Consider the following 12,302-nt stretch of genomic DNA (forward strand, 5'->3'; position numbering starts at 1 on the left):
GCTACACCGATAACCGTGGCGGCGCGTCCGGCCAATGCTCGCGGCAGCAATTTATCCACGCCTGCGCACTGCGCGACAGATAGCTGCCTTCTCGCCAGATCAAACCCAGACTCCACTGCAACTCCGATTCCAGTGGCAACCATAGCAGCGATTGCTTATCCAGCCGCTGGCAAATCGGCTCGGGTAAAATTGCCAGCCCCATTTCGGCTTGTACCATTGCTGCCAGGAAATCCCACTGCGCGCTGCGCACCGCAATCTCCGGCGTCAGCCCCTGACGCTGAAATGCCTTCATCAACTGACGATTAAGCGAGAACTCTTCATTCAGGATCAGCAGTGGATGAGCCGCCAGTTCCTTGAGACCCAGGCTGCTGCGATTGAGCCACTGCGCGCTGCGCGGCAGCAGCACGCACAAAGGATGACGCATCAGTTCCAGCGTATTGAGCGGCAAATCCGCATCGACCGGCAGCGCAGTGAGGGCGATATCCAGCCCGCCGTTCAGCACGGCCTGCTGCACCGTTAAGCCGCCGGATTCGACAATCTTCAATTGCACACCCGGATAGCGGCGGCGAAACGCGGAGATCGAACCGGCGATCTGCATCCCGACCATCGGCGGGATGCCCAGCCGCAGTTCACCGGTTTTCAATTCATTGATATCGCCAATCTGCGCTTCCAATTGATGAAACTCCTGCAAAATCGCCAGCCCGCGCTGATTCACCGCCTGACCGCTGTCGGTGAGATGCAGCTTGCGTCCCTCACGCAGCAGCAGCGTGCAGCCGAGTTCTTCCTCTAACTGGCGCAGCATTTTGCTGATGGTAGGTTGCGTGACAAACAGCTTCTCAGCGGCACGGGTGAAACTTTGCTGGCGTACCACCTCGGTGAAATAGCGTAGGGCGCGGACGTCCATCAAGCATTCCTTTTTGGCATAGTTTGAATAATTTTAATTCATTTCTTTCACAGTTTGACGCGGATTTATACTAAGCCCAACGTTTAATTCTGGGGAGAAGGAAAATGGCGCTTGCATTGAGTCCGCGCAGAACGGACATCCTGCAACGTGTTTTTGTGCCATTGCAGTTGGTGCTGTATATCGGCCTGTTTATGGCCAGCGACAAACTGGTGAGCTGGCTGCATTTGCCGCTGCCTGCCAATGTGGTGGGAATGGTACTGCTGTTGCTATTGATCATGACACGCGTGGTGCCGCTGCGTTGGGTGAAAGCCGGGGCCAACTGGCTGCTGGCGGAAATGCTGCTGTTCTTTATTCCTGCGGTGGTGGCGGTGGTCAATTATAGCGATTTGCTGCGCAGTGAAGGCTGGCGCATCTGTGTGGTGATTGCGGTGAGTACCTTATTAGTGCTGGCGGCGACCTCGCTGGTGGTGGATCGTCTGTACCGCTTCGAACTGGCGCGTGCAGCGCGTAAGCAGGCGCATCATGGCTGATTTCATCATTAGCCTGCTGTGTCTGGCGCTGACGCTGCTGGTCTATTACGTCAACAAACGCCTCTATCGCCGCAAACAGACATTGCTGCTGATGCCGCTGGTAATGACGCCGGTGGTGCTGGTGGCGCTGCTACTGCTGACACACGTCAGCTGGAAGGATTACATTGCCGAGAGTCATTGGCTGATCTGGCTGCTGGGCCCGGCAACGCTGGCGTTTGCGGTGCCGGTGTATGAGAACCTGGAGATCATCAAGCGCCACTGGCTATCGCTGAGTGTCGGCGTGTTAACCGCCACGCTGGTGGCGGTGTGCAGTTCGGTATGGCTGGCGCGACTGCTGATGCTGCCGGAAACCATCCAGCGCAGCCTCGCGGTGCGCTCGATTACTACGCCATTTGCACTGGCGGCTGCACTGCCGATTGGCGGCCAGCCGGATTTGGTGGCGCTGTTTGTGGTGATAACCGGGGTGTTTGGCATGGCAGTAGGCGATGTGCTGTTTCTGCGTATCGCCATCAAGCAGGGCGTGGCAAAAGGTGCCGGATTTGGTGCTGCGTCGCACGGTGCGGGAACGGCTCGCGCTTATCAATTAGGTCAGCAAGAGGGCGTGGTATCGAGCCTGGTGATGATGCTGTCAGGCGTGGTGACGGTGATTCTGGCACCGCTGTTGAGCCACTTGTTATGGGCGGCCTGATGGTCGCTTTTTGCGCACTGTCATCGATTTTTACGTAAAGGTTTCCAAATAAAGTTGTCTCCTGCTGCCAGGCTGTTACCCTTTGCGCCGACTTATTTGTCCTTCATGGAGTGGAATCATATGTTTAAGCAACTTGTTACTGGAAGCGTATTGGGTCTGGCACTGCTGAGCAGCGGCGCGCAGGCAATTGAGGGCAGTGTTGACGTGGGTGAGCATAGCACCAACCTGAACCTTGGCCTCGGCACCACCTCTCCTGGCCTGTTCTTGAAAGGCAACTGGCTGCGCAGCGATCACGATGGCAGCACCTACGGTCTGGGTGCGGGCTACAACATCGATTTTGGCGACTTCCGCATTGCCCCTACCGCCAAAGCACTGTTCACCCATCCGGAAGATGGTCGTGATGGCTTCACCGTGGCTGTAGGTGCCGGTGCACAGTACAACTTCAACAGTATGTGGGGCCTGTACGGCGAATACTACTACGCGCCGGAAGCGTTCTCCGATCGGCTGGACAGCTACAAAGAAGCGTCTGGTGGTCTGAGCTTCACCCCGATTTCTCTGCTGAATCTGCGTGTGGGTTATCAGTACATCGAGTTGAACAACAAAGGCGATCGCAAAGACAACGTGCTGGTCGATGGCCCATACGTGGGCGCGTCACTGCGTTTTTGATGATGAAACCCGATGCACCTGATGGCGCGTCGGATTCATCATCGCACAAATTGAATGCCGCCCATTTGGGCGGCATTTTTTGTTTAGTGCGCTTTGCCCTGGGAAATGCCTACGCCCGTTTGTGAACGAATAAACTGACCACGGAATTTAGCCCGCTCTTCAGCACCCTGTCTGGAGTGATCGGTAATCGAGAACAGCCAGGTACCGATAAACGCTGCCGCCATTGAGAACAGCGCCGGATACTCATACGGATAGACCGGGGTGGCATGCCCCAGCACCTGCACCCAGATGGTCGGCCCGAGGATCATCAACACAACCGCCGTAATCAATCCCAGCCAACCGCCAATCATCGCGCCGCGCGTGGTCAGCTTCGACCAGTACATTGAGAGCAAAATAATCGGGAAGTTACAGCTGGCCGCAATCGAGAACGCCAGTCCGACCATAAAGGCGATGTTCTGTTTCTCAAACGCGATACCCAACACAATCGCCACCACGCCGAGAATCAGCACGGTAATTTTCGACACCCGTAGCTCATCACGCTCAGTCGCCTGACCTTTGCGAATCACGCTGGCATACAGGTCATGAGAAACCGCAGAAGCACCGGCCAGCGTCAGCCCGGCAACAACGGCCAGGATCGTGGCGAAAGCCACCGCCGAGATAAAGCCAAGGAACAGGCTGCCGCCCACCGCATTCGCCAGATGCACCGCCGCCATATTGGTGCCACCAATCAGCGCGCCAGAAGCATCTTTGAAGGCTGGATTTGCGCCGACCAGCAGAATCGCGCCAAAACCAATGATAAAGGTCAGGAAGTAGAAGTAGCCCATAAAGCCGGTGGCCCAGAACACGCTCTTACGCGCTTCACGTGCATCCGCCACGGTAAAGAAGCGCATCAGGATATGCGGTAAGCCAGCGGTGCCGAACATCAATCCAAGACCAAGAGACAGTGCCGATATCGGATCTTTCACCAGACCGCCCGGTTGCATGATCGCGGCGCCTTTCGGATGGACCGCCATCGCTTCGGTAAATAGCGTGTTGAAGCTGAAGCCGGTGGCTTTCATTACCATAATCGCCATAAAGCTGGCCCCAAACAGCAGCAGCACGGCTTTGATGATTTGTACCCATGTGGTGGCCAGCATGCCGCCAAACAGCACATACATCACCATCAAAATCCCCACCAGTACCACGGCGATATGGTAATCAAGACCAAACAGCAGCTGAATCAGTTTGCCTGCGCCAACCATTTGCGCAATCAAATACAGCGCTACCACCACCAGCGAGCCACAGGCCGACAGGGTACGAATCGGTTTTTGCTGCAGGCGATATGACGCCACATCGGCAAAGGTATAGCGCCCGAGGTTACGTAAGCGCTCCGCAATGAGGAACAGAATCATCGGCCAGCCCACCAGGAAGCCGAGCGAGTAGATCAACCCATCGTAGCCCGAGGTGTAAACCAGCGCCGAGATACCAAGGAACGAGGCCGCAGACATAAAGTCACCCGCCATCGCCAGACCGTTCTGGAAGCCGGTAATATTGCCGCCCGCCGTGTAGTAATCGCTACGTGAACGGGTGCGTTTGGAGGCCCAATAGGTGATGCCGAGCGTCGCCGCCACAAACACCACAAACATGATGATGGCTTCGTAGTTGGTGGCCTGTTTTTGCACTGCGCCGGTAATGGCGTCGGCGGCAAACACGCTGGCAGGCACTACCGCTAACAAGGCTGAGAACAGGCGCTTCATGATTTCACCTCGCTCAGGATTTGTTTGGTCAGGCGATCAAACTCGCCGTTAGCGCGCCAGACATAGACGCCAGTGAGCAGAAACGACACCACAATGAGGCCAACGCCGATGGGTATGCCGCGTGTGACATTGGTGCCTTCATGCAGCGGCGTACCGAGCCAGCCAGGGGCAAAGGCAATCAGCAAAATAAAGCCGACGTACAACACCAGCATGATGATACTGAGCAACAGCGCAAAGGACTGGCGCTTGTGCACCAGTTCATGAAAACGCGGATTACTCTCGATTTGTTGCCAGACTGCTTCCTGTTGATTTAGGGCTTCGTTCATCACAGTTTCTCCAGAGGAAAGGCAGGCAGATATCTCACGGTTAAATGATTTAAACTGCTGAATATTCTAGTTATAAAGGTTGTGCGATGGTGAAAAGCGTACAGCGTAAGGTAGGGATGACGGAGAGTAGCCTGCCGTGAACAGGCTGACACTCTCCGTCGCGTCGATGCCGGTTACGGCATGGTGATGGACTGCTTCTCCTCCAGCAATTTCTCTACCACGCCCGGATCGGCCAGGGTTGAGGTATCGCCAAGATTACTGGTATCGCCCGCCGCGATTTTGCGCAGAATACGACGCATAATCTTGCCGGAGCGGGTTTTCGGCAGTGAGTCGGTCCAGTGCAGCACATCCGGCGTGGCAATCGGGCCGATCTCTTTACGCACCCAGTTACGCACTTCGGTATACAGCTCTGGCGAGGGCTCTTCGCCGTGGTTCAGCGTGATATAAGCATAGATCGCCTGGCCTTTAATGCTGTGAGGAATACCCACAACTGCCGCTTCCGCAATCTTCGGATGTGACACCAGCGCCGATTCGATCTCTGCAGTGCCGAGACGATGGCCGGAGACGTTCAGCACGTCATCGACGCGGCCGGTGATCCAGTAGTAACCATCTTCGTCACGGCGTGCGCCGTCTCCGCTGAAGTAGCGGTTTTTGAAGGTGGAGAAGTAGGTTTGTTCGAAGCGATCGTGATCGCCAAACAGCGTACGCGCCTGTCCCGGCCACGAATCGTTGATCACCAGGTTGCCTTCGGTTGCGCCTTCCAGCGCATTACCTTCGTTATCCACCAGCGCGGGCTGCACGCCAAAGAACGGCTTGGTGGCCGATCCGGCTTTTAGCTCAATCGCGCCTGGCAGCGGCGTAATCATGAAACCACCGGTTTCGGTCTGCCACCAGGTATCCACAATCGGACAGCGGCTGTCGCCAATCTTCTTGTAATACCACTCCCAGGCTTCCGGGTTGATCGGCTCGCCGACGGAACCCATGATGCGCAGGCTGCTGCGGCTGGTACCTTCAATGGCCTTGTCGCCTTCGGCCATCAGGGCGCGGATGGCGGTTGGCGCGGTATACAACAGCGTCACCTTATGCTTATCGACGACTTCAGCCATACGGCTCGGCTTCGGCCAGTTCGGCACACCTTCGAACATCAGGGTAGTGGCGCCGCAGGCCAGTGGGCCGTAAATCAGATAGCTGTGTCCGGTGATCCAGCCCACATCGGCGGTGCACCAGTAGACATCATCCGGATGGTAATCAAACACATATTTGAAGGTGCTGGCGGCATATACCAGATAACCCCCGGTGGTATGCAGCACGCCTTTCGGTTTGCCGGTAGAACCGGAGGTATAAAGGATAAACAGCGGATGCTCGGCTTCTACCGCTACCGGTTCGTGCTGATCGCTGGCCTTCGCCACCAACTCGTGCCACCAAAGATCGCGGCCTTCGCGCCAGCCGGTATCTTTACCGGTGCGCTTGAACACCACCACGTTTTTCACGCTGGTGACGCTCGGGTTGTTCAGTGCATCATCGACGTTTTTCTTTAGCGGGATGCTGCGTCCGGCGCGTACGCCTTCATCGGCAGTAATGACCAGCTTCGCGTTGGAATCCACCACACGACCGGCAACGGCTTCCGGCGAGAAGCCACCAAAGATCACTGAGTGCACCGCGCCGATACGTGCACAGGCCAGCATTGCCACCGCGGCTTCGGGCACCATTGGCATGTAGATGGCGACCACATCGCCTTTCTTGACGCCAAGGCTCAGCAGCACGTTGGCAAAGCGGCACACGTCGCCGTGCAGTTCACGGAACGTGATGGTTTTGCTTTCGCTGGCATCATCGCCTTCCCAGATAATCGCCGGGTGATCGCCACGCGTTTGCAAATGGCGGTCGAGGCAGTTGGCGGCGAGATTCAGCGCACCGTCTTCATACCAGCGAATCGAAATATTGCCGGGGGCAAAGGAGGTGTTTTTCACCTTGCTGTAAGGCTTGATCCAGTCGAGGATTTTACCTTGCTCACCCCAAAAGGCGTCGGGATCGTCAACCGATTGTTGATACAGCGCCGCATACTGATCGGCATTAATCAGGGCATTCGCTGCGACGGCAGCGGGTACAGGATGCTTATGTATTTGGCTCATGGCTGACCTCCTTGAAGATGTTAATCATATGTCAATCAAAGGTTAATTGAAGAGCGTGACTGGGCTTTGTTTCTGTTTTGTAGTCTGGATCACGACCTTTTGTATGCCTGAAAAGCGCCCGAATTCATACTGTTCATCACGGAAACCAATGAGACCCAGTCTGTGATTTTTCGTGGAATCAGACGTTGTCGCTGGTTAAATAATCAGCAAACGCGCCAGGCGGTTTTTTGCCCGAAATTGAATAGCTATGCGGAAAATTATCGAATTAACACTTTTCATAACAGCGAGTTATGACTAAAAGTTAATGTCAGCATTTTATGCTACTCAGTTGCGCAGGATTTACGCTAACCCCCCAGGGGTTGCAATTACCGCAGTGAAAATGGTACTTATCTCGGCCCTGTTCAGCAGGTATCTACTCAGGCTGCATCATCGCGCAGGCGCAAAATGCTTACGCAGCAGTGTCTGATGCAGTCCACTATAACCCTCTATTTTATCGGGCTTTTGCTCACTTCCCTGTGCGTCATGTCTTCTGCAGCTTCGCAGAGGAGCAAAGGGGTTTTTACTGAGGAAAGTAACGCGTTATGAAAGGTTTTAAGCTCACCCTTGCCTGGCAAATTTTGATTGCCTTGATTCTCGGCGTTATCGTCGGAACCGTGCTGCATAATCAGCCAGACGATCGTGAATGGTTAATCACTAACATTCTCACCCCAGCAGGCGACATTTTCATTCATCTGATCAAGATGATTGTGGTGCCGATTGTGATTTCCTCCCTGATTGTCGGCATTGCTGGCGTTGGCGATGCGAAAAAACTGGGGCGTATTGGTGTCAAAACCATCGTCTATTTTGAAGTGATCACCACCATTGCCATTGTGGTCGGCATTACGCTGGCCAACGTATTCCAGCCAGGTAGCGGCATTGATATGTCTACGCTGGTAACGGTGGACATCTCTAAATACGAAGCCACAACGGAAGCGGTACAGGGGGCGCCTCACGGCCTGGTGACCACCATTCTGTCGCTGATCCCGCAGAACATTTTCGCCTCGCTGGTGAAGGGCGACATGCTGCCGATTATCTTCTTCTCGGTGCTGTTTGGTATGGGCTTGTCAGCGCTGCCTTCAGAACATCGTGATCCGCTGGTGACCGTGTTCCGTTCAGTGTCTGAAACCATGTTTAAAGTGACGCACATGATCATGCGTTATGCACCAGTCGGTGTGTTTGCGCTGATTGCGGTCACTATCGCCAACTTTGGTTTTGCCTCGCTCTATCCGCTGGCCAAGCTGGTGCTACTGGTGTACGTGGCGATTCTGTTCTTTGCCTTCGTGGTGCTGGGAACGGTCGCGCGCATGTGTAAACTGCGTATTACCACGCTGATGCGCATCCTGAAAGATGAGCTGATTCTGGCCTATTCTACTTCCAGTTCAGAAACCGTTCTGCCACGCATCATGCAGAAGATGGAAGCCTACGGTGCGCCGAAAGCCATCACCAGCTTCGTGGTGCCGACCGGTTACTCATTTAACCTCGATGGTTCAACGCTGTATCAGAGCATCGCGGCGATCTTTATCGCGCAGCTGTACGGTATCGACCTGTCGCTGACCGATGAAATCATTCTGGTGCTGACGCTGATGGTGACCTCGAAAGGGATTGCTGGCGTGCCGGGCGTCTCCTTCGTGGTGCTGCTGGCGACGCTGGGCAGCGTGGGTATTCCACTGGAAGGCCTGGCGTTTATCGCCGGTGTGGACCGCATCATGGACATGGCGCGTACTGCGCTGAATGTGATCGGTAATGCGCTGGCGGTGCTGGTGATTGCACGCTGGGAAAACCAGTTCGACACCAGGCAGGCCGAAGCCTACGAGCTGGAACTGCGCACACAGAAAGCCAGTTAAGGCCATCAGCCTTAACGAAATGACGACTTCAGCTGCGTAATGCACCTTGATGCGTAGTTAACGAAACCCGCCATCCGGCGGGTTTTTTTATATCAATTCAAGACGTGTCCTGGGTGTTTGGCCGCCGGAATTGTGATTAATTTCATACCCACCATAACCACTAATAAATTGTTTTGTGGTTATGGTGGGTATATTCTTAGCGCTAAGATAACCGGAGGTTTGATTGAGCAGCAGGGAGCTGATCAGGATGTTGCTGGAGCGCGGTTGGGTTTTAGACCGAGTAAAAGGCAGCCACCATGTGTTTGTGAGAGCAGATAAGCCGTATCACATCTCACTTCCTCATCCTGAAAAAGACCTGGCAACTGGAACATTACGTAAGTTAATGAAGTTAATGGACTAAATGTATACGGGGGCAATGCCCCCGATTTGGAAAAAATTAGCAATGGCAGTTGCAGCAGACATTGCAATGAATTCCTAACTGAATATTTCTTTTTAGTGAGGACTGAACATGAGATTCCCCGTTTATCTGCATAAGACAGAGGACAACAGCTGGTCAGGTTTTGTGCCAGATGTGGAGGGATGTTTTTTTGCAGGCAAAAGCGTAGATGATGCGCTGCGCGATGCATTTAACGCGATTGATGTACACGTAGAATCTTTAGCGGATGCCAGCAAAGCCATCCCTAAAGCGGCAGACATTGAGACTCACATTCATGATGAAGCCTGTCAGGGAGGTTACTGGGCATTTGTGGAGATCGATCTGAGTCGCTATGAAGGTAAATCGGTAAAGCTCAATATCACTTTGCCACAAAATTTACTCAGCAAAATTGACAGTTATGTCGAATCCCACCGCGAATATGGTTCGCGCAGCGGTTTTCTGGCGGAGTTAGCGCGCAGAGAATTAGCGAACGCGTAATCAACATAGCTAAACATCTACCCGCCATCCGGCGGGTTTTTTTATGCCAGCCTCTGCAAAAAGTACAAAAACATGACAACCGAGCAGGAATTAACAATTCAAAATAGTATATAGTTTTTCGAATAAATTATTCTTTCACAGGAGTGCGTGATGCAGATCGACCTGAGCCAGATGATCACCGAAGGGCGTAACCCAGCGAGCCAAAACATTGACGAGCTACCCACCGAAGCGATGCTGCGCGTCATTAATGATGAAGACAAAAAAGTGGCACTGGCAGTGGAAGCGATTGTGCCGCAGATTGCGCAGGTGGTGGATGCGATTACTGCAGCCTTCAGTAAAGGCGGGCGCCTCATTTATTGCGGAGCGGGCACGTCGGGCCGCCTCGGTATTCTCGATGCCAGCGAGTGCCCACCGACTTTTGGCACGCCGCGCTCGCAGGTCGTCGGTTTAATTGCTGGCGGCCACACCGCGATTTTGCAGGCGGTGGAAAACGCGGAAGATAACGTCGAACAGGGCGCACAGGATTTAAAGGACATCGATTTCAACGCTAATGATGTACTGGTGGGGATTGCCGCCAGTGGCCGTACACCCTATGTATTGGGCGCGTTAGCCTATGCGAAACAGCAGGGCGCATTTAGCGCGGCGTTAACCTGCAATCCTAACAGCCCGATGTCACAGGCTGCGGATGTGGCACTCACCCCGGTAGTGGGGCCAGAAGTGGTCACCGGTTCTTCGCGTATGAAAGCCGGTACGGCACAAAAGCTGGTGCTCAATATGCTGACCACCGGCGCGATGATCCGCAGTGGCAAGGTGTACGGCAACCTGATGGTGGATGTCGAAGCCACTAACCAAAAGCTGGTGCAGCGCCAAATCAACATCGTCAAACAGGCCACCGACTGTGACGATGCCACCGCACAGCAGGCGCTGAACGCATGTCAGGGGCACTGCAAAACGGCAATTGTGATGGTGCTGGCAGGATTGGATGCCAGCGAGGCCCAGGCGCTGCTGAAGCAAAACAGCGGTTTTATCCGTAACGCGTTGCGTGACGCAGGAGCGCAATAATGGCTGCCATCACCGAAGGATTACTGCGCGATATCCTGCAAGCGGTGGGAGGCGCACATAACATTGTGCAGTGCGGCAACTGCATGACGCGTCTGCGCCTGACGCTCGCGGATGCCACATTAGTCGATCATGCCCAACTGAAAACGCTGCCCGGCGTATTGGGTGTGATCGACAGTGATGCGCAGTTGCAAATCGTACTGGGGCCCGGCAAAGCGCAAACCGCCGCTGAGAAAATGCAGGGATTACTGGATAGCGATGAAACGGAAAAACCGCAGGATCTCAGCACTATTGCTGCCGCCCAAAAGCAGCAGATGAAAGCGAAGCAAACCAGCGCGCTGCACCGTTTTCTCTCCTGCTTCGCCACCATCTTCACGCCATTGATTCCCGGCTTTATTGGTGCCGGTTTGCTGTTGGGATTTGCCACGCTGATTGAGCAGATTTTCCACCTCAACCAGCCCGGTGAACATGCGCAGTGGCTGCTGGATACCGTGGCCTACATGAAAGTGTTCGGCAAGGGGCTGTTCACCTTCCTGAGCATCCTCATTGGTTATAACGCGCAGAAAGCCTTTGGTGGCACTGGCGTGAACGGTGCCATTATCGCTTCACTGTTTGTGCTCGGTTATATGCCAAAAGCCACCGTGGGTTATTACAGCGGAATGTCAGATTTCTTTGGCATGGCGATTGACCCGCGCGGCAATATTATCGGCGTATTATTGGCGGCGATATTCGGTGCGTGGATTGAGAAACAACTGCGTAAAATTATCCCCGATAATCTCGACATGATTTTGACATCGTTACTCACGTTATTAATTACCGGCGCCATCACCTTTATGGTGATTATGCCGATTGGCGGTGAGTTATTTAAAGGCATGTCATGGTTGTTTATTCATCTCAATAACAATCCCTTTGGCTGCGCTATTTTGGCCGGTCTATTTTTAATTGCAGTGATGTTCGGGATTCATCAGGGTTTCATTCCGGTCTATTTTGCGCTGATGGAAACCCAGGGCTTTAACTCATTATTCCCGATTCTGGCGATGGCGGGTGCGGGTCAGGTTGGGGCTTCTCTCGCGCTGTGGTGCAAGGCCGATAAGCACTCGCTGCTGCGTACGCAAATCAAGGGCGCAATAGTGCCGGGCCTGTTGGGCGTGGGCGAACCGTTGATTTATGGCGTTACGCTGCCACGCCTGAAGCCATTTATTACTGCCTGTTGTGGCGGTGCGCTAGGTGGATTCTTCATTGGTCTGGTAGCCTGGCTCGGTCTGCCGGTGGGGATGAATACGGTATTTGGGCCTTCCGGATTGGTTACGTTGCCGCTGATGACCTCTTCACAGGGGATCTTTGCCGGTATGGCGGTGTATCTCGCCGGATTAATCGTGGCGTGGGTCGGTGGATTTGCCTTTACCTGGTGGGGCGGAACCAAAGGCGTCGATCTCAGCTAATGCCATTGCTATTCACCGTAGCAGCA

Annotated in this window: 12 protein-coding genes; 8 read left to right on the forward strand and 4 right to left on the reverse strand. The window is 54.2% G+C overall.

The genetic code is table 11. The features are described from left to right. Position 1 precedes the first annotated feature (1 nt). A complete protein-coding gene (locus JK231_RS16520; protein WP_211729082.1) occupies positions 2 to 904 on the reverse strand; it encodes a LysR family transcriptional regulator in 903 nt (300 codons plus the stop codon). A gap of 104 nt (positions 905 to 1,008) precedes the next feature. On the opposite strand from JK231_RS16520, the gene JK231_RS16525 reads away from it, so the two are divergent. From JK231_RS16525 to JK231_RS16535, 3 genes are all read left to right on the forward strand, one after another. Beyond that, positions 1,009 to 1,434: a CidA/LrgA family protein gene (locus JK231_RS16525; protein WP_034826883.1), complete on the forward strand. Its 426-nt coding sequence runs from the start codon at positions 1,009 to 1,011 to the stop codon at positions 1,432 to 1,434. Further along, complete coding sequence (locus JK231_RS16530; RefSeq protein ID WP_034826881.1) at positions 1,427 to 2,122, forward strand: LrgB family protein; 696 nt, start codon at positions 1,427 to 1,429, stop codon at positions 2,120 to 2,122. Before JK231_RS16525 ends, JK231_RS16530 begins: the two co-directional genes overlap by 8 nt. Before the next feature lie 120 nt (positions 2,123 to 2,242). Further along, entirely contained in the window at positions 2,243 to 2,788 is a 546-nt protein-coding gene (locus JK231_RS16535; protein WP_034826879.1) for a YfaZ family outer membrane protein, read from the forward strand. Between the two features lie 83 nt (positions 2,789 to 2,871). On the opposite strand, the gene JK231_RS16540 is transcribed toward JK231_RS16535, so the two are convergent. From JK231_RS16540 to acs, 3 genes are all read right to left on the reverse strand, one after another. Next, positions 2,872 to 4,524, reverse strand: coding sequence for a cation acetate symporter (locus JK231_RS16540; protein ID WP_034826878.1), 1,653 nt, complete (start codon positions 4,522 to 4,524; stop codon positions 2,872 to 2,874). Then, positions 4,521 to 4,850, reverse strand: a complete 330-nt coding sequence (locus JK231_RS16545; RefSeq protein ID WP_211729083.1) for a DUF485 domain-containing protein — start codon at positions 4,848 to 4,850, stop codon at positions 4,521 to 4,523. Before JK231_RS16545 ends, JK231_RS16540 begins: the two co-directional genes overlap by 4 nt. A gap of 173 nt (positions 4,851 to 5,023) precedes the next feature. Then, a complete protein-coding gene (gene acs, locus JK231_RS16550) occupies positions 5,024 to 6,979 on the reverse strand; it encodes an acetate--CoA ligase (protein ID WP_097118965.1) in 1,956 nt (651 codons plus the stop codon). A gap of 581 nt (positions 6,980 to 7,560) precedes the next feature. On the opposite strand from acs, the gene gltP reads away from it, so the two are divergent. The 5 genes from gltP (at position 7,561) to murP (ending at position 12,276) form a co-directional block, all read left to right on the forward strand. After that, positions 7,561 to 8,862, forward strand: coding sequence for a glutamate/aspartate:proton symporter GltP (gene gltP / locus JK231_RS16555; protein WP_058960091.1), 1,302 nt, complete (start codon positions 7,561 to 7,563; stop codon positions 8,860 to 8,862). Positions 8,863 to 9,085: 223 nt separating this feature from the next. Next, entirely contained in the window at positions 9,086 to 9,262 is a 177-nt protein-coding gene (locus JK231_RS16560) for a type II toxin-antitoxin system HicA family toxin (RefSeq protein WP_097118966.1), read from the forward strand. Between the two features lie 108 nt (positions 9,263 to 9,370). After that, complete coding sequence (locus JK231_RS16565; RefSeq protein WP_211729084.1) at positions 9,371 to 9,775, forward strand: type II toxin-antitoxin system HicB family antitoxin; 405 nt, start codon at positions 9,371 to 9,373, stop codon at positions 9,773 to 9,775. A 150-nt stretch (positions 9,776 to 9,925) separates the two neighbouring features. Then, positions 9,926 to 10,837 carry an N-acetylmuramic acid 6-phosphate etherase gene (murQ, locus tag JK231_RS16570; protein ID WP_211729085.1) on the forward strand — a complete coding sequence of 304 codons (912 nt, stop codon included), beginning with the start codon at positions 9,926 to 9,928 and terminating at the stop codon, positions 10,835 to 10,837. Further along, positions 10,837 to 12,276 carry a PTS N-acetylmuramic acid transporter subunit IIBC gene (murP, locus tag JK231_RS16575; RefSeq protein ID WP_034826865.1) on the forward strand — a complete coding sequence of 480 codons (1,440 nt, stop codon included), beginning with the start codon at positions 10,837 to 10,839 and terminating at the stop codon, positions 12,274 to 12,276. Before murQ ends, murP begins: the two co-directional genes overlap by 1 nt. Positions 12,277 to 12,302: the final 26 nt, after the last annotated feature.

Source organism: Pantoea sp. JGM49, assembly GCF_018257655.1.
GTDB lineage: Bacteria > Pseudomonadota > Gammaproteobacteria > Enterobacterales > Enterobacteriaceae > Pantoea > Pantoea communis.